Here is a 21,893-nt window from a genome sequence, read left to right as displayed (position 1 = left end):
CACCGGGAGTGCCTCCGATGACCACCGCGTTCCGCCGCCCCAGCGACCGGCGGGTCAGCCCGATCTTTGTCGGGATCTTCGCCGTGATGGCCGTCTCGGGCTGGGCGGTGTGGACGGACTTCGCCGAGCAGACCGGTTTCGCGGTCTTCCTCTTCGTCACCGCGGCCTGGATCGTCTCGCTCTGCCTCCACGAGTACGCGCACGCGCGGACCGCGCTGCACAGCGGTGACATCTCGATCGGGGCGAAGGGCTATCTGACGCTCAACCCGCTCAAGTACACCCATGCCCTGCTCAGCATCGTGCTGCCGGTCCTGTTCGTGATCATGGGCGGGATCGGCCTGCCGGGCGGGGCGGTCTACATCGAGCGCGGCCGCATCAGCGGACGCTGGAAGCACAGCCTGATCTCGGCGGCCGGCCCCCTGACGAACGTGCTGTTCGCCGTCGTCTGCACGGCACCGTTCTGGCTGGGCGCCCTGGACGGCGTCCCGATGCCCTTCCGGTTCGCGCTGGCCTTCCTGGCACTGCTCCAGGTGACGGCGGCGATCCTGAACTTCCTGCCGGTCCCGGGGCTCGACGGCTACGGCGTGATCGAGCCGTGGCTCTCGTACAAGGTCCGGCGCCAGGTGGAACCCTTCGCGCCCTTCGGGCTGATCGCCGTGTTCGCGCTCCTGTGGATCCCGGAGCTCAACGGTGTCTTCTTCGACGCGGTGGACGCCCTGCTGCGGGGGCTGGGCGTCAGCGAGGTCGAGACGTACTGCGGGCTCGACACCTACCGCTTCTGGCAGGAGTGGTTCGGCGACCAGGACACGGGCTGCGCGATGATCCGTTAGGCGGCGTCGGCGCGGGACTCCGCGCGGTGCCTGCGCACGTAGAACCACGCCATGTTGGAGGAGAGGCCGGCCAGCAGCACCCAGACGATCCCGAGCAGGCTGCCCTCGACGAAGGACACCACGGCTGCGGCGACGGCCAGGACGCAGACGGCGAGGGAGTAGAGAGCGAGGCGGGGCATGAGGGCGGTGCTCCTGTCCGGGGATGGTGCGTGGTCCCGTCCAGTGTCCCTCATGCCCGATTCGGCTCGGGTCAGGGGCTCACACGTCGGTGGTGCGCAGCCCCGCGTGTGCCTTGTAGCGGCGGTTGACGGAGATCAGGTTCGCCACGAGCGACTCGACCTGGTGCGCGTTGCGCAGCCGGCCGGCGAAGACGCCGCGCATACCGGGGATACGGGCCGCGAGCGCCTGCACGGTGTCGGTGTCGGCGCGCGCCTCGCCCAGCACCATCACGTCGGTGTCGATCTCCTCGATGGTCTCGTCCTGCAGGAGCACCGCCGAGAGGTGGTGGAAGGCGGCGGTGACCCGGGAGCCGGGCAGCAGGGCGGCGGCCTGCTCGGCGGCGCTGCCCTCCTCGGGCTTCAGGGCGAAGGCACCCTTCTTGTCGAAGCCGAGCGGGTTGACGCAGTCGACGACGAGCTTCCCGGCGAGCTCCTCGCGCAGGGACTCGAGCGTCTTGGCGTGGCCGTCCCACGGCACGGCGACGATCACGATGTCGCTGCGGCGCGCGCACTCCGCGTTGTCCGCGCCCTCGACGCCGTGGCCCAGTTCGGCGGCGGCGGCCTCGGCGCGGTCGGCGGCACGGGAGCCGATGACGACCTTCTGCCCCGCACGGGCGAAGCGGTAGGCGAGACCGCGGCCCTGGGGGCCGGTTCCACCGAGTACGCCGACGGTCAGCCCGGACACGTCGGGGAGGTCCCAGGGGTCCTTGGCGGGGGGCTTGGGGGCGCTTCCACTGTCATTGGTTGTCATGGCGCCGACCCTACTGCGAGGTAGGGACGGCGTTCCGTCGCCGGCGCCGCTCTGCGACATCCGTCACGGCGACGAGGGCGATGGCGGTGATCACCGCGACCGGCCCCGCCAGGGTCCTGGCGGGGTACCACGCGTCCGTACGGGCCCCGACGAGCGGGAGGACCGCCGAGGTCACGGCGCTCGCCCAGAGGATCAGCCCGCCGACGCCCCGCATCCGGACCATGCGCGGCGTGGCGCGGCGGCGCACCCAGGCGGGCGCCCACCCGCGCAGGAGCGCGAGGGCCGGAGGCAGGACCAGCAGGGTCCAGCCGAGCGACCAGGCCCAGGCGAAGGTGTGTGCGGCAGTCATGGCGTCATCGTGACAGCGACGGCCGGAAGGGGCAGTGCCACGTCCTGGCAGTCCTCGTACGGGTGAACTGCCGCGTTCGGGCAGCCTCGGGTGGAGGGCCGGGGCATGATGCCGGGCCATGGATGCTGTGCGTGTCGCGTTGCTGCGCGAAGTCCTGGCCGGTACCGAGTGGCCCACGGCGGCCCGCGGGTTCGCCCGGACCCTGCGGTCGTCGGTCGTGCCCCGGGGCGGCGGGCTGCTGCTGGTGGGAACCGAGGTCTACGAACCGTGGCACATGGCCGCGCACCTGGCGGACGAGTCCACCTGGTCGGGCCTGCCGCAGCTGCGGCCCACACTCGTACGCCACCGGGTGGAGCCGGACGATCCCGCGCACCTGGCCGTCGGACTCGGCCGGATCGAGACGGCCGGCCGGGGCGAGACCCTGCTGATGGTCGCGCCGGAGCGGCCTGACGCCGGGCTGCTGGAGCGCGTGCACGACGCGCGCAGGGCCGGTGCGACCGTGCTGTCGCTGGACGGCGGCGACACGGAGGTGCGGGGCCTCGCGCACGAGGCGCTCACGGTCCCGGACGACGGCGAGGTCGACCTGGACACCGTGCAGCACCTGGTGAGCGCGGCGGCCGGGGAGAACGTGGCGGTCGCCCCCCGGGGCCGCGGGTCGTTCCGGGACCGGCTGTCCAGGCTCGCCGACCAGCTGACGGCTCCGCCCCCGCCGCGCTGGTGAAATACGGTTGCCGCCGCGGGCGCCGCGACGGACCATGACCCCTCGTGACCTCCCGCCTGCTGCCCGACCTCTCACCCTGGCGCTCCTCGGCCGACTTCCGGCTGCTGTGGGTCCAGGGGCTCGTGACGTACTTCGGCAGCTTCATGGCGCTGATCGCGTTGCCGCTGCAGATCAAGCACCTCACCGGTTCGCCGCTCGCCGTGGGCGCGATGGGCGCGGTGGAACTCGTGCCGCTGGTCGTCTTCGGGCTGTACGGAGGCGCGCTGGCCGACTCCGCGGACCGCCGCAGGGTCATCCTGGGCACCGAGGCGGGGCTCGGTCTGCTGGCCGTGGTGCTGCTGGTCAACGCGCTCGCCCCGGAGCCCGCGCTCTGGCCCCTGTACGTCGTGGCCGCCGGGGTGTCGGCACTGGCCGGACTGCAGCGGCCCGCGCTGGACTCCCTCATGGCCAGGATCGTGCCGCACGACCAGCAGACGGCGGCGGCCGCGCTGAACTCGCTGCGCTGGCAGGTCGGCGCCATCGCGGGGCCTTCGCTGGCGGGGGTGGTGGTGGCCTACGCGGGGCACGCCACCGCCTACGGCGTCACCGTCGTCACGTTCGCCCTCTCGGTGCTGCTCTGTCTGCGGCTCTCCCCGGCGCCGCCCGCCCATGACGCCGAGAAACCGTCCCTGCGCGGGATCGCCGAGGGCGCCCGCTACGCGTGGAGCCGCCCGGTGCTGCTCGGGACGTACGCCGTCGACCTCGCCGCGATGTTCTTCGCCTTCCCGAACGCGGTCTTCCCGTTCCTGGCGGACGATCTCGACGCGGAGTGGGCCCTGGGCCTGATGTACGCGGCGGGGTCGGTCGGCTCCCTGGCGCTGGGCCTGACCAGCGGCTGGACCTCGCGGGTGCGCCGGCACGGGCTGTTCGTCGCGGGCGGGGCCGCGGGCTGGGGACTGGCGATCGCGGCCGCCGGGTGGTTCCAGAACATCTGGATCGTCCTGGTCTGCCTCGCCCTCGCCGGGGCGGGCGACATGCTCAGCGGTCTCGGCAGGTCGACGATCTGGAACCAGACGATCCCGGACGAACTGCGGGGGCGGCTCGCCGGGATCGAGGTGCTGTCGTACAGCGTGGGCCCGCAGCTGGGCCAGGTACGGGCCGGTGCGATGGCCGGCTGGACGGGGACCCGCTCCGCCGTGTGGTCCGGCGGGGTGGCGTGCGTCGCCTCGGTGGCGCTGCTGGCCGCGGCGCTGCCGAAGCTGCTGACGTACGACTCCGCGACGGACGAGGACGCGAGCCGCAGACGTGCGGCGGGGGCCGGCCCCGCGGGGGACCGGCCCGACGCGGAGCCCGGCGTCCTGCCCGGCGTCTAGCGGCCGTCGTCCGTCGTCCCGTCCTGGCGGTCGTGCCACTTCGGGTCGTTCTCCCACTCCAGGTTCCGCTCACGCGCCGTGTCCATCGCGCGCTGCGCCTCCCCCCGGGTGGCGTACGGGCCGAAACGGTCCTTCGCGGGGCACTCGGGGCCCTCCTCAACCGATTTGTGCTCCAGGCAGTAGTACCATTCGCCCGGTTTGCCCACCGTGCGCTTCTTGAACAGGGCCATTGCGGGATCCTTTCCTCGTTGCCATGGTGCCCCGAGCACGCTGGTTAGACTCGCTGACATGTCTGGCCAGTCACTTCTCGTACCAGGGGAGATCACTCCCGTCCGCTCCGTCCCCGGAAGGATCCGGCGCCCCGAGTACGTGGGGAAGCCCGCACCCACGCCGTACGACGGACCGGAGATCCAGGACTCCGACACCGTGGAGCGCATGCGGATCGCGGGCCGCATCGCGGCGCAGGCGATGGAGGAGGCCGCCAAGCTCATCGCCCCGGGGGTCACCACCGACGAACTCGACCGGGTCGCCCATGAGTTCATGGTCGACCACGGGGCCTACCCGTCGACCCTCGGCTACCGGGGCTTCCCGAAGTCGCTGTGCACCTCGCTCAACGAGGTCATCTGCCACGGCATCCCGGACTCCACCGTGCTGCGGGACGGTGACATCGTGAACCTCGACGTCACCGCCTACATCGACGGCGTGCACGGGGACAACAACGCCACCTACCTCTGCGGCGACGTCGACGAGGAGTCGCGGCTCCTCGTCGAGCGCACCCGGGAGTCGCTGAACCGCGCGATCAAGGCGGTGCGTCCCGGCCGGCAGATCAATGTGATCGGCCGTGTCATCGAGTCGTACGCGAAGCGGTTCGGCTACGGGGTGGTGCGGGACTTCACGGGGCACGGGATCAACTCCTCGTTCCACTCCGGCCTGATCATCCCGCACTACGACAGCCCGCACGCGACGACCGTGATGCAGCCCGGGATGACCTTCACCATCGAGCCGATGCTGACGCTCGGGACCCATGACTACGACATGTGGGACGACGGCTGGACCGTGGTGACGAAGGACCGGAAGCGGACCGCCCAGTTCGAGCACACCCTGGTGGTGACCGGGACCGGGGCGGAGATCCTGACGCTTCCGTAGGACGGCGCCACCCGAGGCGCGCCCCTTACCGACAGCAGGTCGGGAACCTGTTGACTTAGGTAAGCCTAAGTAGGAGGATCGTCGTACCGGTGCGCGGCGGCGTACGCAGCTGCTGCCGGGATGAGCATTTCCGTCCGGACTTCCCGTCCCTCTCGGTCCCCGGAGGCCCGCCTTGGACTCGACCGCCACGACCGCCACGCCCTTCTCCACCCTGATCCGCACCGCTTCGCACGAGCAGCACACGGAGGCGGAGTCCTCGACCTTCATGAGCGACATGCTCGGCGGACGGCTGGGCGTGGAGGCGTACACGCGCTACACCGAGCAGCTGTGGTTCGTCTACCGGGCGCTGGAGGACGGGGCGGGGGCCCTGCGCGAGCACCCGGTCGCCGGGCCGTTCGTCCAGCCGGAGCTGATGCGCACGGCCGAACTGGAGCGCGACCTCGCCCACCTGCGGGGCGAGGGGTGGCGCGAGGGCCTGGAGCCGCTGCCCGCCACCGCCGCCTACGCCGCACGGGTCGCCGAGTGCGCCCGCGAGTGGCCCGCGGGATACGTGGCGCACCACTACACCCGCTACCTGGGCGACCTCTCGGGCGGCCAGATCATCCGCGGCACCGCGGAGAAGACCTGGGGCTTCGAGCGCAAGGGCGACGGGGTCCGGTTCTACGTGTTCGAGCAGATCTCGAACCCGGCGGCCTTCAAGCGGGAGTACCGGGAGCTGCTGGACGCGGTGGACGCCGACGATCTGGAGAAGCAGCGGATCGTCGACGAGTGCAAGCGCGCCTTCGCGCTGAACACCGCCGTCTTCCGTGAGCTCGGCGAGGTCTTCCCGCTCAGCGCGTGAGGCCCCCGTGCTGACGGGCCGGGGCCCGCGGGTCCCGGCCCGTCAGGACGCGACCGCCAGCAGGACGCGGCCCCCCACCTCCATCGTGCCGTCCGGCGCGGGCGCGGTGAGGATCTGGGAGCCGCGCCCCTGGGTGATGTTGAGGGCCCGGCCGAGCTCGGCGCTCAGCTGCATGGCCGCCGCACCGGTCGCCTCGTCCTCGTCCGTCCCCCCGGCGTGAGCCCCTGCTCCACCGGAGCGACTGTCGCCGGGCTCCTCGGAGCTGCGGGGGAAGGACCGTGCCCGTACCCGGCCGGCCGCCTCGTCCTCCCAGGCCCAGACGTAGAGCCGGCCCTCGCCCGGCGGCGGGCCCGTCAGCGCCTCGACCTCGGCGGCCGACGCGTACTGCTCCAGCGTCCTGGGCGGTGCCCATTCGGGCCGGCCCGTGATCCAGGTGAACTCGCCGTCCTGGCGCGCCGTCACGTCCCCGATGGGCAGTTCGAGGATCTCCAGGTCGAGCAGCCACGCGGCGCCGACCAGAGGGTGCCCCGCGAAGGGGAGCCTCAGGCCGGGGGTGCGGATGTCGACGGTGCCGCGCTCGGGATCGTCCACGAACACCGTCTCGCTGAAGCCGAGTTTGCGTGCGAGCGCCTGCCGGGAGTCGTTGTCGGGATACCTGCGCCCGTCGCGCACGACACCGAGTGCGTTGCCGTTGCTGCCGTCCGGGCCGCAGAACACACGCAGGACGTCGATGCCGTCGGGTACGTCGAAGTCGTTCACACACGCATTCAAGCACCGCTCGGAGCCCCGAACCTGACGGGCCGCACCGGCGGGTGCGCCGGTGCGGCCCGTGTACCGCGGGGACGGGGTCAGACCGTACGACGACGGCGTGCGGCGATCACCACGCCGGCGCCCGCCGCCACGACGACGCCGGAAGCCGCGATCAGCGCACCGGCCGGGAGCCCGGCGCCCGTGGAGGCGAGGGAGGCCGAGCCGCCCACGGTTCCGCCGCCCCCGACCGTGGCACCGGTCGCGGAGCCGGTTCCGCCCGAGCCCGTGGTGGTGCCCGAGCCGCCGGTGGCGCCCGATCCGGCGGTGGCGGCGGGGAGTTCGGCGTCCTCGTCGAGGGCGACGGAGACGGTCAGCGCGTCGAGCTGGGTGCCCTTGGCGTACATCCCTCCGAACGCCTCGGTGCCGTCCGCGGTCAGGGTGGCGGGCACCGCCGAGAGCGTCACCACGCCGTCCTTCGCCTCGAGTTCGCCGGCGGGGAGCTTCAGGTCGGCGATCTCGAGGTCCGTGCGGGTGGTGACCTTCCTGGTCTCGCGGTCCTTGCTGGAGACGTCGGCGACCAGGGTGCCCGCACCGTCCTCGAGCCGGATCTCGAGTCCGGTGAGGGAGAGGTCCAGCGTGTAGGCGTCGCCCTCCTTGTGGCCGAGGAAGCGGACCGTGCCGTCGAACGCGGCGTCCAGGGTCTGCTCGTCGGCGTCGAAGCCGCCCGTCGCGTCGGGGAAGCGGTAGCCGGCGGCCGACGCGGTGGCGCCGCCCCCCGTCTCGACCCTGCCGTTCGCCACGGGACCGGTGACGTACGAGCGGAAGGACTCCTTCACGCCCCAGTCCAGGGCGCCGTCGACGATCTCGCCCTGCCCGTCCGCCGGGGCGGAGGCGGAGGGCGCGGGGGTGGTGGGCCTGTCCGTGGGCGCGGCGGTGGGCGCCTCGGTCGGCTCCTTCGTGGGCTCCTTCGTCGGCTCCTCGGACGGCTCCTTCGTGGGTTCCTCGGTGGGTTCCTTCGTCGGCCCCTCGGTCGGGGGCGTCGTGACCGCCTTCACCGAGAGGGTGGCCGGGTCGAGGGCCTCGCCCTCCGCGTACATGCCGTTGAAGGCCGCCGAGCCGGCCTTCGTCAGCTTCGAGGGGATGTCCTTGAAGACCATCGCGCCGCCCTCCCCCTGGCCGGGCCGGACCGCGGACAGGTCGAGCTCGGCGAACTCGACGTCGTTCTCGGTGCCCTGCGGGGTCTTCAGGTCGACGGTGACGGCGCCGGACGTTCCGCTCGTGGAGACCTTGACGCCGGAGAGGGTGATGTCGAGGACGCCGCCGTGGGCGCTGAAGTTGACGCTGCCGTCGAAGGCCGTGTCGGTGCCGTGCGTGGCCGTGTCGTACGTGCCCCTGCCGTTGCCGAACGTGAAGATCCCGTTCCCGGCCGCCTGGGTGGCGCCGTCCTTGACCGTGATCGTGCCCGCGCCGCCGATGTACCGGCGGAACGACTCCTTGAAGCCCCAGTCGAGGGTGCCGTCCGTCAGTTCCATGACGGACGCGGGCGCGGCGGCGGGAGCCGCCTCGCCGGCCGCGAGGGCGGGGAGGGCGAACGTCGCCCCGAGGGCGGCGGCCGTGGCGACCGCCGCGGCGAGGGTGACGGGTCTGCGGCTTGCTGACATGACGGTGACTCCTGGGGGACGTGGCTGATGAGAGGGGTGGTCAGGTGTTCCGTGCACGGCGGCGCCGGGCCGCGTACAGCACGGCGGCGACGGCCGCGGCGATCGCGGCCCCGCCCCCGACGGCGAGAGGGGTTCGGGAGCCGGACTCCGCGGCCGCGGGGCGGGCGGCGGGGGTCCCGGCGGAGTGCGTCGCGGGCGCGTCGGACGGGTCGGCCCCGGTGCCCAGGTCGGGCAGCGCGGGCAGTTCCGCCTTCGCGTCGAGGGCGACGGCGAGGGAGACCGGGTCCATCTCGGTACCGGCCCTGTAGAGGGAGCCGAAGGCCTTCGCGCCCTCGGCCGTCAGGGTCGCGGGTGCCTCGGTGAGGACGGCGAGTCCGTCCTCGGGAGCGAGGCCCCCGGCGGCGAAGGTGACGAGGGGGACGGCCTTCTCGGTGGCACCGCCGCGGGTCACGTCCGCGAGCAGCGTGCCCGTGCCGGAGGACACCCGGGCGGTGAGCCCGGCGAGCCGCAGGTCGAGGCCGTCGGCCGCGGTGAAGCGGACGGCACCGGCAAAGACGGCCTCCAGCTTCTCGCTCCCGGCGTCGTACGTGCCCTTGCCCTGCGGGAAGCGGAACACCGCGCCGCCGTCCTGGGCGCCGCCGGAGAGGGCCCATCGCCCCCGGCCGACTGAGCCGGTGACGTACTCACGGAAGGTGCGGCGCACGCCCCAGTCGACGGCGGCGTCCTCGACGCGGGCCGCGCTCTCCTTCTTCCTCGTCGCGGACGGCGACGGTGAGGGCTGCGGGGACTTCGTGGTCTTCGCGGCCGCCGGGGCGTTCGTGTCGACGGAGAGGCTCACCGGGTCCAGAGGGGTCCCGGCCGCGTAGTACCCGGCGAAGGCGCTCGCGCCCTGCGGAGTGAGCGTCGCCGGGACACCGACGAGGCTGACGGGTGTGGAGCCGCCCCTCATGTCGATCCCGGAGAGGCCGAGGGTGGCCAGCGGCACCTGGGAGGAGGTGGTGACCCGGCCGCTCCCCCTCTCCTTGCCGGCCATGTCGGCGTAGAGGGTTCCGGTGCCTGACTCGATCCGGACCGTGGGGCGGCTGATGGTGAGGTCGAGCTCGTGTCCGCCGTCGGCCTGCCGGTGGCCCACGAAGTGGACCCCGCCGGAGAACCCCGCCCGGAAGGCGCCGCTCCCCGGGTCGTAGGAGCCGGTGGCCGAGTGGAAGCGGAACTGACTCCCGCCGACGGTCGCCGCCCCGCCGGTCAGGCTCCAACTGCCCTGCGCGACAGGTCCGGTGACATAGCTCTGGAAGGAGGACCTGATGCCCCAGTCCAGTCGGCCGCCCTGCACCGTGCGGCTCGCCGCCTGTGCGGCGGGGGCCGGAAGCAGCGCCCCGAGAAGCACCGCGAGAAGCACGACGGCCGGCGCGCGGACCGAGGGGGACGACGGCATGGGAGCCCTCCCGAGGGCTAGAAGGTGAGGTAAGGCTAACCTAATATTTCATCTCGCCAGTGCGAACCGGAACCCCCTCCGGCACTTCGCTCCCGCAACAGCCCCAGGACGGTGCCCCGTGCGATTGCCCCAGTTCTCCGCCCCGGCGGACCGCAGAGCTCCGCGCCGGCGGACAGGCCGGACCGGGGTCCTGGCCGCCGTCGTGGCCCTCGGCGCCGCTCTCGCCGGCTGCGGCACGGGAGCGGTCCCCGCCCCCGGGGCCGTCGCACCGGCCCCGTCCACGGCGGCCGACGCCGTCGAACCCCTGACCGGGAGCGCCGGACCACGACTGCCCGTCACGGTGCCCTCGGCGGACGGCGAGGACGTCACCGTCACCTCGGCGGACCGGATCGTCCCGCTGACCGGATCGCTCAGCGAGATCGTGTTCACGCTCGGGCTCGGCGAACGGGTCGTGGCCCGCGACATCACCGCCACCTTCGAACAGGCAGCGGACCTGCCCGTGGTGACGCGGGCTCATGACGTGTCGGCCGAGAGCGTGCTGTCCCTGCGGCCGACGGTCGTCCTCGCGGACACCACGACGGGACCCGCCGAGGCGATCGCCCAGATCCGTGACGCGGGGATCCCCCTCGTCGTCGTCGAACCGGCGGCGGAACTGGCCGACGTGGGCCGCCGGATCGGCACGGTCGCCGAGGCCCTGGGCGTGCCCACCGCGGGCGACCGGCTGAAGGAGCGCACCGAGGCCCGCATCGCCGCCGTACGGAGGACGATTCCCGCGCGCGGCGACGACGCGGCACCTCGCGTCGCCTTCCTCTACCTGCGCGGTTCGGCCTCCGTCTATCTGCTGGGCGGCGCGAGGTCCGGGGCGAGCTCGCTGCTCGAAGCGGCGGGCGCGGTCGACGCGGGCAAGGCCTCCGGGCTGACCAAGGACTTCACCGCGATCACCGGCGAAGCGCTCGCCGAGGCCGCGCCGGACGCGATCCTCGTCATGACCAAGGGCCTCGACTCCGTGGGCGGCGTCGACGGCCTGGTGAACATCCCCGGAGTGGCGCAGACGCCCGCCGGGATGGACCGCCGGGTCGTCTCGGTCGACGACGGGGTGCTGCTGAACTACGGGCCGCGCACCGACCGGGTGCTGGCCGAACTGGTGGAACAGCTCTACCCGGAAGCCGGGGAGGGCGCGTGACCGCGGCCCCGTGCGACGGATCCACCGCACCGTCCGCCGGCGCCCCGGCTCGGCGCGGCAGGACGTTCGCCCTCACAGCCGCCCTGTCCGCCGCGCTCCTCGTCGGCTGCCTGCTCTCCGCGGGCCTCGGCGCGTACGACATCCCGCTCGGTGACGTCCTCTCCTCCCTCCAGCACCGCGTCGGTCTCGGCGGTCAGGCGCTGGACCGGGTCGCCGAGAGCGTCCTGTGGAACGTACGGCTGCCGAGGGTCACCCTCGCGCTGCTCGTCGGGTCCTCACTCGGCTGCGCGGGCGCGCTGATGCAGGGGGTGTTCGGCAACCCCCTGGCCGAGCCCGGCGTCATCGGGATCTCCTCGGGGGCCGCGGTCGGCGCGGTCGCCTCGATCGCCCTGGGGCTGACGTTCTTCGGCAACTGGACGATCACCGTCTGCGCGTTCGTCTCCGGTCTCGCCACGGTCCTGCTGGTGTACGTGCTCTCCCGTTCCGGGGGCCGGACCGAGGTCGTGACGCTGATCCTGACCGGTATCGCCGTCAACGCCTTCGCCGGGGCCCTGATCGGTCTGTTCATCTTCTTCGCCGACAACGCCCAGATCACCCAGATCACGTTCTGGCAGCTCGGTTCGCTGTCCCAGGCGACCTGGCCGAAGGTGCTCGCCGTGCTGCCGTGCGCGGCACTGGGACTCCTCGTCGCCCCGTTCCACGCCAGGAAGCTGGATCTGCTCGCGCTCGGCGAGCGCCCCGCGCGGCACCTGGGCGTCGACGTCGAACGGCTGCGGATCGTCCTCGTCCTGGTCGTGGCACTGCTGACGGCCGCGGCGGTCGCCGTCGCCGGGATCATCTCCTTCGTCGGGCTGCTCGTCCCGCATCTGCTGCGGATGGCGAACGGCCCCGGACACCGCTTCCTCGTCCCCGGCAGTGCGCTCGGCGGTGCCCTCGTGCTGGTGGCGGGCGACCTCGCGGCGCGCACCGTCGCCGATCCCGCCGAGCTTCCGCTCGGCGTGCTGACCGCCCTCTTCGGCAGCCCGTTCTTCTTCTGGCTGCTGCGCAGGACCCGTCGCAGGCAAGGTGGTTGGGCATGAACCCGTTCAAGGCGCTGCTCGCGCCCCGTCGCCGGGAGCTCCCCTTCCCGGTTCCGGCCGGCTCCACCGCCGCCGAGGCGGCCGGGGTGGGCGTCCGGCTGGGCGGGCGTCCGGTCCTCGACTCCGTGGACCTCACCGTCCGGGCCGGCGAGGTACTGGCCCTCGTCGGCCCGAACGGCGCCGGGAAGTCGACCCTGCTGGCGGCGCTGGCCGCGGACCTGCCCGTGGACAGCGGCGAGATACGCGTGGACGGCCGGCCGGCCACGCGCTGGACGGCCGCGGAACTGGCCCTGCGCCGGGCCGTCCTGCCGCAGTCCGCCGCGCTCGCCTTCCCCTTCCCGGTCGAGGACGTCGTACGGATGGGACGGGCGCCCTGGGCGGGGACGGCACGGGAGGACGAGGACGACACCGTGGTCGCCGCCGCGATGGCGGCCACGGAGGTGACCGGTTTCGCCACCCGTCCCTTCTCGGCGCTGTCCGGGGGCGAACGCGCCCGGGTCGCCCTGGCCCGGGCCCTGGCCCAGAGCGCCCCGCTGCTGCTCCTGGACGAACCGACGGCCGCGCTGGATCTGCGCCACCAGGAACTGGTCCTACGGATCTGCCGCGAACGGGCCGCCGCCGGGGACGCCGTGGTCGTGGTACTCCACGACCTCGGGCTCGCCGCGGCCTACGCGGACCGGGCCGTGGTGCTCCACGGCGGCCGGGTCGCGGTGGACGGTCCCCCCGCCGAGGTGTTCACCGGCGCGCTGCTCGGGGAGGTCTACCGGCAGCCGGTCGAGGTGTTCCCGCACCCGCGGACCGGGGTGCCGCTCGTCGTTCCGAAAAGGCTTGCTTGACCCGCGTTTGACCTTCCTGTGGGTTCCCCATGAATACACCGTGACCGGTCCGTTTCCGGCGCGGTCGAGTGAGACCCGAATCACCTCACCGACGGGTGGCGGCACCGCGGGACACGGTTAAGTTAGGCCAGCCTCACCTGCTTTCTCCTCGTCGTCCCCCCGCTCTTTCACCCCTGTGGAGCCCTCATGCGAGCCCTTCGTCCCTCCGTCGTCACCGCTGTCGCCGCGGTGGCCGCACTGACCGCCGTCACGGGCTGCGCCGAGAAGAGCGACGGCAAGGGCGACGGCGCCGTCCAGGTGGTCGCCAAGGACGACTCCTGCGAGGTGTCTTCGAAGAAGATCCCGGCCGGGCACGTCGAACTCGCCGTGCAGAACAAGGGCTCCAAGGTCACCGAGGTCTACGTCCTCTTCCCGGACGACAGGATCGTCACCGAGCGCGAGAACATCGGTCCGGGCACCAAGGCGAAGATCACCGCCGAGATCAAGGCCGGCACCTACGAGATCGCCTGCAAACCCGGCATGAAGGGCAAGGGCATCCGGCAGACGGTCGAGGTCACCGGAGGCACCGCCGCCGCGCGCAGCCCCGAGATGGACAAGGCCGTGGCCGGCTACCGCACCTATGTGCAGGCGCAGGCCGACGAGACGCTGCCCAAGGTGAAGGTGTTCACGGACGCCGTCGCCGCGGGCGACGTCGAGGCGGCGAAGAAGGCGTACGCCGCCTCCCGGATCGGCTGGGAGAGGACCGAGCCGGTCGCCGAGTCCTTCGGCGACATCGACCCCAAGGTCGACGTCCGTGAGGACGGCCTGGAGGACGGCCAGGAGTGGACCGGGTGGCACCGCCTGGAGAAGGCGCTGTGGCAGGACGGGAAGCTGGGCGCCGAGGAGAAGGCACTCGCCCCCACCCTCTACAAGGACCTCCAGGACTGGCAGAAGCGGGTCGGCCGGGCGGACATCAGCCCGACGTCGATGGCGAACGGCGCCAAGGAGCTCCTCGACGAGGTGGCCACCGGCAAGGTGACCGGCGAGGAGGAGCGCTACAGCCACACCGACCTGGTCGACTTCAAGGCGAACGTCGAGGGCGCGGAGCGGTCGTACGAGCTCCTGAAGCCGATCGCGGCCAAGAACGACGCCGCGCTGACCGCCTCCCTCGACAAGCAGTTCGCGGCGCTGGACGCGCTCCTGGACCGGTACCGCGCGGACCGGACGTCCTACGACTTCACCTCGTACGACAAGGTCGGCAAGGCGGACCGCAAGGAGCTCTCCGACGCGGTCAACGCGCTCGCGGAGCCGCTGTCCAAGCTGGCCGCCGCGGTCACGAAGTAAGGGAAAGCGATCATGAGCGAGACCGGGACCGAGGGCGGCGAGCCGGCCGGCGCGACCGCCCCTTCGCGCCGCGCCCTGCTGGGCTGGGGCGGTGCCGGGCTGGCGCTCGGTGCGGTGGCGGCGGGCGGCGCGGTCGCCGCGGTGCGCTCCGGCGGGGACACGGAGCCGGCGTCGGACAGCGGCGCGGCGGTGCCCTTCCACGGGGCGCACCAGGCGGGGATCGCCACCGCCGTGCAGGACAGGCTGCACTTCGCCGCGTTCGACGTGACCACGAAGGACAGGGCGGAACTGATGGCCCTCCTCAGGGAGTGGACCCGGGCCGCCGAGCGGATGACGGCGGGACGCGCCGTCGGCGAGGGCGCGTACGGAGGGGCCGCGGAGGCGCCGCCGGACGACACGGGTGAGGCGCTGGGGCTCAGGCCGTCCCGGCTGACGCTCACCATCGGCTTCGGCCCGTCCCTGTTCGCCGAGGACCGCTTCGGTCTGGAGGACCGGCGGCCCGAGGCCCTGGTGGACCTGCCGAAGTTCCCCGGCGACAACCTGGACGCGGCGCGCAGCGGCGGGGACCTGTGCGTACAGGCCTGTGCCGACGACCCGCAGGTCGCCGTGCACGCCATCAGGAACCTCGCCAGGATCGGGATGGGACGCACGGCCGTGCGCTGGTCGCAGCTGGGGTTCGGCAAGACGTCCTCGACGACGCCGGGCACCCAGACCCCGCGCAACATGATGGGGTTCAAGGACGGCACCCGGAACATCGCGGGCACGGACGAGGCCGCCCTGACGAAGCACGTGTGGGCCGGCGCCGCGGACGGCACCGACTGGATGGCCGGCGGGTCGTACCTGGTGGCCCGGCGCATCCGTATGCACATCGAGACGTGGGACCGGGCCCCTCTGCAGGAGCAGGAGGACATCTTCGGCCGTGACAAGGGCGAGGGCGCCCCGGTCGGGAAGGCGAAGGAGCGGGACGAACCGTTCCTGAAGGCGATGCTGCCGACCGCGCACGTACGCCTGGCCCACCCGGACAGCAACGACGGGGCGACGATCCTCCGCCGCGGCTACTCCTTCACCGACGGCACCGACGGACTGGGCAGGCTCGACGCGGGCCTGTTCTTCCTCGCCTACCAGCGGGACGTCCGCAGGGGCTTCATCCCGGTGCAGCGCCGCCTCGCCGCCTCGGACGCGCTCAACGAATACATCCAGCACGTGGGTTCGGCGGTCTTCGCCGTTCCGCCCGGCGTCCGTGACGCGGACGACTGGTGGGGCCGGGCGCTGTTCGCCTGACCCGGACGGGCCCGCGCGGCCCGGACACCGTTCTCATGATCCGCACCCTGGAAGGACCGGCATGTTCGGCAACTATCTGATCGGCCTGCGCGAGGGCCTGGAGGCCGGCCTGGTCGTCTGCATCCTCGTCGCCTACCTGGTCAAGACCGGGCGCCGCGACGCGCTGCGCCCGGTGTGGACCGGCATCGCCATCGCCTGCACCATCTCGCTGGCGTTCGGCGCGGCGCTCGAATTCGGTTCCCAGGAGCTGACGTTCGAGGCGCAGGAGATGCTCGGCGGCTCGCTGTCGATCATCGCCGTCGGGCTCGTGACCTGGATGGTGTTCTGGATGCGGCGTACCGCGCGGCACCTGAAGAAGGAGCTGCACGGCAAGCTGGACTCGGCCCTCGCGATGGGCACGGGCGCCCTGGTCGCCACCGCCTTCCTGGCGGTGGGCCGTGAGGGCCTGGAGACCGCGCTGTTCGTGTGGGCGTCGGTGCGGGCCAGCGGTGAGGGGTCGTCGTCGCCGCTGATCGGGGTGCTGCTGGGCATCGCGACCGCGGTCGTGCTGAGCTGGCTGTTCTACCGGGGCGCGCTGAAGATCAACCTGTCGAAGTTCTTCACCTGGACCGGCGGCATGCTCGTGGTGGTGGCGGCGGGAGTGCTGGCCTACGGCGTGCACGACCTGCAGGAGGCGCGCTTCCTCGGCGGTCTGGGTAACAAGGCGTTCGACGTCACGAGCACGATCCCGCCGGACAGCTGGTACGGCACCCTGCTCAAGGGCGTCTTCAACTTCCAGGCGGACCCGACCGTCCTTCAGGTCACGGTGTGGGCGCTGTATCTCATCCCCACGCTCGCGCTGTTCCTCGCCCCGGTAGGGTTCAGGCGGTCAGTGCGGACGACGGATCAGAAGGCGCAGAAGGCAACGGATGAGAAGGCTGGGTCGACTGGCGGCGGGGCTCGCGACGACAACGGTACTGGTCGTGACGGCGAGCGGCTGCGTGACGGTACACGGTGAACTGGAAGTAGTACCGGGAGCCACGAAGGCCGAGGCCGCGAAGGCACTCGAGGACTTCACCGCCGCCTACAACAAGGCCGACAAGGCGTACGATCCGGCGCTCGACGAGGACCGGGTGACCGGTTCGCTCGGTGCGATCAACCAGGCCGGTCTGGCCGCGCGGCGCAAGAACAACCCGCAGGGCAACCCCGAGCACGAGCCGCTGGAGCTGACCGACGCGTCGTACACCATCCCCAAGAAGGCGGGCTGGCCGCGCTGGTTCCTCGCGGACACCGACTCCAACCGCGACCAGGACAGCGAGAAGGCGGACACCCGCTGGCTGCTGGCGTTCGTCCGCACCGGGCCGGACGCGCCGTGGAAGGCCGCCTATCTGGCGGTCGCCTCACCGTCCGAGATCCCGAAGTTCCGTAAGGACGCCGACGGCTGGGCCGAGCCCGTCCCCTCCGCGGACACGGACGCCGCGCTGGCCACCCCGCCGGCGGACCTGAGCACGACGTACACGGACTACCTCACCGACGGCGCGCCGGACGTGTTCGCCCCGGGGTCGATGACCTCGGGCTGGCGGGACGCCCGGAAGAACACCCGCAGAGCGGGCTTCTCGTACCAGTACATCGACCAGGAGCTGGATTCCGGGACGTTCGCGCCCCTCGGCCTGACGACGGAGGACGGCGGGGCACTGGTCTTCTTCAGCAGCAAGCACTTCGAGCGGCAGACGGCTGCCGAGGGGCTGCGTCCGACGGTGACGGCGGACGTGCGGGCGCTGCTGACCGGTGAGGTGAAGAGCACCCTCACCAAGGAGCGGGTCTCCAGTCAGCTGGTCTACGTACCGCCGAAGGGCGCGGACGGGGGCACCGGCGGCCGGGTACGCGTGCTGAACCGGCTGCCCGGTCTGGTCGCGGCCCAGGGGTCCTGACAGCTGCGGACGGCACGTCCGGAGCCGCGGCCCCGGACGGCCCGGCGGGTCCCGCGGTGGCCGGGCCGTCACATCCTCAGCGGCTGAGCGGCCAGGCCACCGATCCGTGGTCGAGCTCGCCTTCGTCGGCCGTGTCCGCGTACTGCGCGCAGGCGTCGGTGAGGGTCTCCAGCAGGGTCAGCGGGTCGGGCAGCGGGTTCTCCGGTCCGCGGATCCAGTGCACGTCCAGATCACCGGGAAGCCTCGCGGGGGGCAGGAGGACGTAGCTGCCCCGGCAGTGCCAGCGGAGACCGGGATGCTCGTCCATGGTCTCGGGGTGGCAGTCCAGCTCGCACGGCCACCACTCGTCCTCGTCGTCCGGTGTGCCGCGGGTGGCGGTGAAGAAGAGCATCCGGTCGGCACCGGACCGGGCCACGGGCCCGACGTCGATGCCCGCGGCGGTGAGCCGGTCGAGCGCGGCCTGCCCGGCGGCGAGGGGGACGTCGAGGACGTCGTGGATCATGCCGGTGGCGGTGATGAAGTTGGCCAGCGGCTGGTTGGCCGCCCACCGCTCGATCTGGCCGCGGTCCGTCGTGGACTGCGTCTGCCAGGCGAAGGAGATGGGATGCCGCGCGGGCGTGGGGCAGCCGATGCGTTCGCAGGAACATCGGTAGCCGGACGGATGCGCGGCGGGTGAGATCGGCATTCCTGCCTCCGCGACGGCCAGGAGCAGCTCCAGCCGCGCCGCGTCGTCGGCCTCCGGCTGCGGTTTGGGCCGCCTGCGCAGCCACTGGGAAATCCTGCCCTCTGTGCCGCGATAGCGGCCGGAATCGGCGCCCATCTATCCCCTCACCTGAGTGGTTACCCGTCCATGGTCGCACCATCCTGCTCCTCGGGTGGCCGAAGTGGCCAAGCGGGTACCCCGACGGTCACGCGGTGGCTTCCTTGCGTGTACGGAGGGTCATGGGGATCATGGCCGGATTCAGCCGCGGGCCGAGAGTCCCCGGAGGGCGTGGTCGACGACGGCGTCCGCGTAGGCGTGGGTGAGCGGGAGCGTTCTGAGCAGCCAGCGGTGGGCGAGAGGGGCGACCAGGAGCTCCACGGCGACCCGTGGATCGACGTCCGCGCGCACCTCGCCGGACTCCTGGCCGGCCCGCAGCCGTGTGACATACAACTGGAGCTGCGGTTCGAGCAGACTCTCGACGAACTGGGCCCCGAGGACCGGATCCACGACACCTTCGGCGGTCAGGGCGCGGGTGGGCGCCTCGGTCGCGGGGTCGTTCAGTTCGTCGACCGTGGCGCGCAGGACCAGCTTGAGGTCCGTGGCCAGATCGCCGGTGTCGGGGATGCCTCCCTCGCCGCCTCCGCCGGAGGCGTCCGCCTCCGCCGCCTGCCGGGCGGCCATGTCGAGGAACGCGTCCAGGAGCACGGCCGCCTTCGACGGCCACCAGCGGTAGATGGTCTGCTTGCCGACCCCGGCGCGGGCGGCGATGCCCTCGATGGTCGTCCGGGCGTACCCCACCTCGCCGACGAGGGCGAGCGCGGCTTCGTGGATCGCGCGGCGGGAGCGGTCGCTGCGGCGGCTGGAGTCGGGGGTCCTGTGAGGTGACATCCGGCCACCCTAGAGGGTCACGGTCCGGTACGTATCGTCTTGTCCGGTGCCGTCCTACCCACCTTCCCGTCCGTGTGAACCACCCGAACGGATCACAGCGCAACGGCCCGGTCCGGCGCACCATGAACTCACGCACACACCCCGTGCGCATCCCACCGTGCCGCGGCGGAGGCCGCCGTTCGTGAGGAGCCTTCATTGACCCGTGACGCCACCCCTCGTCGCTACCTGATGTGCGCCCCGGCCCACTTCGAGGTCACGTACTCCATCAACCCGTGGATGGATCCGTCGAAGCCCGTCGACCTGCCCCTGGCAACCACCCAGTGGGAGGACCTGCGCGACCGCTACCGGGCCCTCGGCCACACCGTGGAGCTCCTCACCCCCCGCCCGGACCTGCCCGACATGGTGTTCGCCGCCAACGGGGCCACCGTGATCGACGGACGCGTGCTGGGTGCCCTGTTCGCCTACCGGGAGCGCTTCGCGGAGGCCGAGGCGCACCGGGAGTGGTTCCGGGCCAACGGTTTCACCGAGATCCACGAGCCGGCCCACGTCAACGAAGGCGAGGGCGACTTCGCCGTGACCGCCTCGTACCTGCTGGCCGGGCGTGGCTTCCGGTCGAGTCCGCTCTCCCACGACGAGGCCCAGGAGTTCTTCGGCCGCCCGGTGATCGGCCTCGACCTGGTGGACCCGCGCTACTACCACCTGGACACGGCACTGTGCGTGCTCGACGAGGCGGCCGACGAGATCATGTACTACCCCGGGGCCTTCTCGCCGGGCAGCCGGTCGGTGCTGGCCCGGCTCTTCCCGGACGCGCTGCTGGCCGAGGAGGCGGACGCCGCCCGGCTGGGCCTCAACGCGGTCAGCGACGGCCGCCACGTGCTGCTGCCGCAGGCCGCGGTGGGCCTCCTCGACCCGCTGCGGGACCGGGGCTTCGAGCCGGTGCCGATGGACCTGGGCGAACTGCTCAAGGGCGGCGGCAGCGTGAAGTGCTGCACCCAGGAGCTGCGGGCCTGAGCCCGGCCTCCGAAACGTGCCGGTGGAGATGTCGAGAACGTGCCAGCGGCTCCGTCCCAGGACGGTGAGCGGCCACCACCGGCCGCACGAGGACGAGGGAGAGACGCAGATGGCGGTTCAGCGGATGGACAACGTCGGCATCGTGGTCGAGGACATGGACGCCGCCATCGCGTTCTTCGTGGAACTCGGTATGGAGCTGGAGGGCAGGGGCGAGGTCCAGGGTCCCTTCGCCGACCGGTGCACCGGGCTCGACGGCGTGCACTGCGACATCGCGATGGTCCGGACCCCGGACGGGCACAGCCGGCTCGAACTGGCGAAGTACCGCAGCCCCCGGGCGATCGACGCCGGGGCGAGCGACCGGCCCCACAATGTCCTGGGCACGCACCGCGTCATGTTCGCGGTCGACGACATCGAGGACACCGTCGCGCGCCTGCGGCCGCACGGCGGCGAACTCGTCGGCGGGATCGCCCGTTTCGAGGACAGCTATCTCCTCTGCTACCTGCGCGGCCCGGACGGCATCATCGTCGGACTGGCCGAGCAACTGCGCTGAGGGGCGGACCGGGCCCCGCCGCACCCGTCAGTCGTCCTCGGGCGGCGGCCAGGCGTCGCCCCACGCGGTGTCCCGGGCGGCACGGTAGAGCGGGCCGTGCCGCTTGGTGACCGTGGCGCGTTGCAGGGCCTCGTCCTTCGTGCAGAGCTCCAGCAGCACCTGTCCCTTGCGGATCTGCGGCTTGCGGGTGACCCGTGCGGTGGCGGGCACGGTGGGGAACCGCGTCGCCACGACGTAGCTGAACTTCTCGTCCTCGTGGCTGAGCGAGCCGCCCTTCACCTGGCGGTGCAGGGACGAGCGGCTGACACGGGCCGAGAAGTGGCACCAGTCGGTGCCGCGCTCGATGGGGCAGGCGTCGTCGTGCGGACAGGGCGCGGCGACGGTCAGGCCGGCGCCGATCAGCCGGTCGCGGGCCTCGATGATCCGGTCGTAGCCGTCCGGGGTGCCTGGTTCCACGATCACCACGGCCTGCGCGGCCGCGGCGGCGTCCACGACCACGGCCCGGTTCTCGGCCGTGAGCTCCTTGAGTACGTACGAGACGGTCACCAGGTCGGTGGGCGCCGGAGCCGGTGACGTACCGATCCTCGCCCGCTCCCAGGTGGCGGACCGCAGCCCGGGGATGCCGGAGGCCTCGGCCAGCTCACGGCCGAGTGCGAGGGCCGGCTCGGACCAGTCGAGGACCGTCGTCCGCGTCCCGTCCCAGGCTCCGGCGACCGCCCAGCTCGCGGCGCCGGTGCCGCCCCCGATGTCGGTGTGGGTGGCGGGCGCCCAGCCCGGCGCGGCCTCGCGGAGCGCGTCGAGGCAGGACCGTACGGCCTCGAAGGTCGCGGGCATCCGGTAGGCGGCGTACGCGGCGACGTCCGAGCGGTCCCGCAGGATGGGGGCGTCGGTGGGGGTGGTACCGCGGTAGCTGGCGATCAGCCGGTCGACGGCCTGCGCGGCCTGGGTCGGGGGCAGCCCGTCGAGCAGGGCGGCCAGCGCCGCACGCAGGGTTTCCGCGGTGGGGAGGGTGGCGTTCACCGCCGAATTGTAGGCGCAGTGGGCCCTCCGCCCGCAGTCCGGTGGCCGGTGCGGG

At 72.5% G+C, this 21,893-nt stretch carries 23 protein-coding genes and 1 pseudogene; 14 read left to right on the top strand and 10 right to left on the bottom strand.

What is annotated here, in order from left to right; all coding sequences use genetic code 11:
- Positions 1-17: 17 nt before the first annotated feature.
- On the top strand, positions 18-830 hold the full coding sequence (locus IA22_RS0103615) for a site-2 protease family protein (protein ID WP_014156586.1): 813 nt from the start codon (positions 18-20) through the stop codon (positions 828-830).
- Here IA22_RS0103615 and IA22_RS0103610 read toward each other — a convergent pair.
- The 3 genes from IA22_RS0103610 to IA22_RS0103600 all read right to left on the bottom strand — a co-directional run bounded on the left by IA22_RS0103610 (position 827) and on the right by IA22_RS0103600 (position 2,148).
- A complete protein-coding gene (locus IA22_RS0103610) occupies positions 827-1,009 on the bottom strand; it encodes a hypothetical protein (protein WP_014156585.1) in 183 nt (60 codons plus the stop codon). The genes IA22_RS0103615 and IA22_RS0103610 overlap by 4 nt on opposite strands.
- Positions 1,010-1,088: 79 nt before the next feature.
- On the bottom strand, positions 1,089-1,799 hold the full coding sequence (gene npdG, locus IA22_RS0103605; RefSeq protein ID WP_014156584.1) for an NADPH-dependent F420 reductase: 711 nt from the start codon (positions 1,797-1,799) through the stop codon (positions 1,089-1,091).
- A gap of 10 nt (positions 1,800-1,809) precedes the next feature.
- Positions 1,810-2,148 (bottom strand): hypothetical protein, encoded by a 339-nt coding sequence (locus tag IA22_RS0103600; protein WP_030122715.1) that lies wholly within the window; start codon positions 2,146-2,148, stop codon positions 1,810-1,812.
- Positions 2,149-2,266: 118 nt separating this feature from the next.
- Here IA22_RS0103600 and IA22_RS0103595 point away from each other — a divergent pair, with 118 nt between their 5' ends.
- Both IA22_RS0103595 and IA22_RS0103590 read left to right on the top strand, forming a co-directional pair.
- Positions 2,267-2,869: a hypothetical protein gene (locus IA22_RS0103595; RefSeq protein WP_014156582.1), complete on the top strand. Its 603-nt coding sequence runs from the start codon at positions 2,267-2,269 to the stop codon at positions 2,867-2,869.
- Positions 2,870-2,913: 44 nt separating this feature from the next.
- Positions 2,914-4,221 (top strand): MFS transporter, encoded by a 1,308-nt coding sequence (locus IA22_RS0103590; protein WP_030122714.1) that lies wholly within the window; start codon positions 2,914-2,916, stop codon positions 4,219-4,221.
- On the opposite strand, the gene IA22_RS0103585 is transcribed toward IA22_RS0103590, so the two are convergent.
- Positions 4,218-4,451: a hypothetical protein gene (locus tag IA22_RS0103585; RefSeq protein WP_014156580.1), complete on the bottom strand. Its 234-nt coding sequence runs from the start codon at positions 4,449-4,451 to the stop codon at positions 4,218-4,220. The two genes, IA22_RS0103590 and IA22_RS0103585, sit on opposite strands and share 4 nt — an antisense overlap.
- Positions 4,452-4,509: 58 nt before the next feature.
- Here IA22_RS0103585 and map point away from each other — a divergent pair, with 58 nt between their 5' ends.
- Together map and IA22_RS0103575 are read left to right on the top strand one after the other, a co-directional pair.
- Complete coding sequence (gene map / locus IA22_RS0103580) at positions 4,510-5,367, top strand: type I methionyl aminopeptidase (RefSeq protein ID WP_015576942.1); 858 nt, start codon at positions 4,510-4,512, stop codon at positions 5,365-5,367.
- A gap of 172 nt (positions 5,368-5,539) precedes the next feature.
- Positions 5,540-6,208 (top strand): biliverdin-producing heme oxygenase, encoded by a 669-nt coding sequence (locus IA22_RS0103575; protein ID WP_014156578.1) that lies wholly within the window; start codon positions 5,540-5,542, stop codon positions 6,206-6,208.
- Positions 6,209-6,250: 42 nt separating this feature from the next.
- On the opposite strand, the gene IA22_RS0103570 is transcribed toward IA22_RS0103575, so the two are convergent.
- The 3 genes from IA22_RS0103570 to IA22_RS0103560 form a co-directional block, all read right to left on the bottom strand.
- Complete coding sequence (locus IA22_RS0103570; protein WP_015576943.1) at positions 6,251-6,967, bottom strand: PhzF family phenazine biosynthesis protein; 717 nt, start codon at positions 6,965-6,967, stop codon at positions 6,251-6,253.
- A gap of 89 nt (positions 6,968-7,056) precedes the next feature.
- Positions 7,057-8,619 (bottom strand): HtaA domain-containing protein, encoded by a 1,563-nt coding sequence (locus tag IA22_RS0103565; protein WP_030122713.1) that lies wholly within the window; start codon positions 8,617-8,619, stop codon positions 7,057-7,059.
- A gap of 40 nt (positions 8,620-8,659) precedes the next feature.
- Positions 8,660-10,054, bottom strand: coding sequence for an HtaA domain-containing protein (locus tag IA22_RS0103560; protein WP_015576945.1), 1,395 nt, complete (start codon positions 10,052-10,054; stop codon positions 8,660-8,662).
- 118 nt (positions 10,055-10,172) lie between these two features.
- Here IA22_RS0103560 and IA22_RS0103555 point away from each other — a divergent pair, with 118 nt between their 5' ends.
- From IA22_RS0103555 to IA22_RS0103525, 7 genes are all read left to right on the top strand, one after another.
- Positions 10,173-11,237, top strand: a complete 1,065-nt coding sequence (locus IA22_RS0103555) for a heme/hemin ABC transporter substrate-binding protein (protein ID WP_015576946.1) — start codon at positions 10,173-10,175, stop codon at positions 11,235-11,237.
- The gene (locus IA22_RS0103550) at positions 11,234-12,316 is read left to right on the top strand and encodes a FecCD family ABC transporter permease (protein ID WP_030122712.1); all 1,083 of its coding nucleotides are present in this window, start codon (positions 11,234-11,236) and stop codon (positions 12,314-12,316) included. Before IA22_RS0103555 ends, IA22_RS0103550 begins: the two co-directional genes overlap by 4 nt.
- Positions 12,313-13,152: a heme ABC transporter ATP-binding protein gene (locus IA22_RS0103545; RefSeq protein ID WP_015576948.1), complete on the top strand. Its 840-nt coding sequence runs from the start codon at positions 12,313-12,315 to the stop codon at positions 13,150-13,152. The genes IA22_RS0103550 and IA22_RS0103545 overlap by 4 nt, the downstream gene beginning before the upstream one ends.
- A gap of 186 nt (positions 13,153-13,338) precedes the next feature.
- Positions 13,339-14,475 carry an iron uptake system protein EfeO gene (efeO, locus tag IA22_RS0103540; protein WP_030122711.1) on the top strand — a complete coding sequence of 379 codons (1,137 nt, stop codon included), beginning with the start codon at positions 13,339-13,341 and terminating at the stop codon, positions 14,473-14,475.
- A gap of 12 nt (positions 14,476-14,487) precedes the next feature.
- Positions 14,488-15,756 carry an iron uptake transporter deferrochelatase/peroxidase subunit gene (gene efeB, locus IA22_RS0103535; protein ID WP_014156570.1) on the top strand — a complete coding sequence of 423 codons (1,269 nt, stop codon included), beginning with the start codon at positions 14,488-14,490 and terminating at the stop codon, positions 15,754-15,756.
- 61 nt (positions 15,757-15,817) lie between these two features.
- Complete coding sequence (gene efeU, locus IA22_RS0103530) at positions 15,818-16,753, top strand: iron uptake transporter permease EfeU (RefSeq protein WP_030122710.1); 936 nt, start codon at positions 15,818-15,820, stop codon at positions 16,751-16,753.
- Positions 16,665-17,666 (top strand): SCO2278 family lipoprotein, encoded by a 1,002-nt coding sequence (locus IA22_RS0103525; RefSeq protein ID WP_030122709.1) that lies wholly within the window; start codon positions 16,665-16,667, stop codon positions 17,664-17,666. The genes efeU and IA22_RS0103525 overlap by 89 nt, the downstream gene beginning before the upstream one ends.
- Positions 17,667-17,742: 76 nt before the next feature.
- Here IA22_RS0103525 and IA22_RS0103520 read toward each other — a convergent pair whose 3' ends face one another.
- Positions 17,743-18,486 (bottom strand): bifunctional DNA primase/polymerase, encoded by a 744-nt coding sequence (locus IA22_RS0103520; RefSeq protein ID WP_030122708.1) that lies wholly within the window; start codon positions 18,484-18,486, stop codon positions 17,743-17,745.
- A gap of 141 nt (positions 18,487-18,627) precedes the next feature.
- Positions 18,628-19,257, bottom strand: coding sequence for a TetR/AcrR family transcriptional regulator (locus IA22_RS0103515; RefSeq protein WP_014156566.1), 630 nt, complete (start codon positions 19,255-19,257; stop codon positions 18,628-18,630).
- Between the two features lie 174 nt (positions 19,258-19,431).
- On the opposite strand from IA22_RS0103515, the pseudogene ddaH reads away from it, so the two are divergent.
- Both ddaH and IA22_RS0103505 read left to right on the top strand, forming a co-directional pair.
- Positions 19,432-20,268, top strand: a pseudogene (ddaH, locus tag IA22_RS0103510) (dimethylargininase); the annotation flags it as partial.
- A 109-nt stretch (positions 20,269-20,377) separates the two neighbouring features.
- A complete protein-coding gene (locus IA22_RS0103505) occupies positions 20,378-20,818 on the top strand; it encodes a VOC family protein (protein ID WP_015576955.1) in 441 nt (146 codons plus the stop codon).
- 27 nt (positions 20,819-20,845) lie between these two features.
- On the opposite strand, the gene IA22_RS0103500 is transcribed toward IA22_RS0103505, so the two are convergent.
- On the bottom strand, positions 20,846-21,838 hold the full coding sequence (locus IA22_RS0103500) for a small ribosomal subunit Rsm22 family protein (protein WP_030122707.1): 993 nt from the start codon (positions 21,836-21,838) through the stop codon (positions 20,846-20,848).
- Between the last annotated feature and the right edge of the window lie 55 nt (positions 21,839-21,893).

The organism is Kitasatospora papulosa (assembly GCF_000717245.1).
GTDB classification, from domain to species: Bacteria; Actinomycetota; Actinomycetes; order Streptomycetales; family Streptomycetaceae; genus Streptomyces; species Streptomyces papulosus.
The sequence above is the reverse complement of the archived record's forward strand: the minus strand, read 5'-3'. Positions and strand labels throughout refer to the sequence as shown.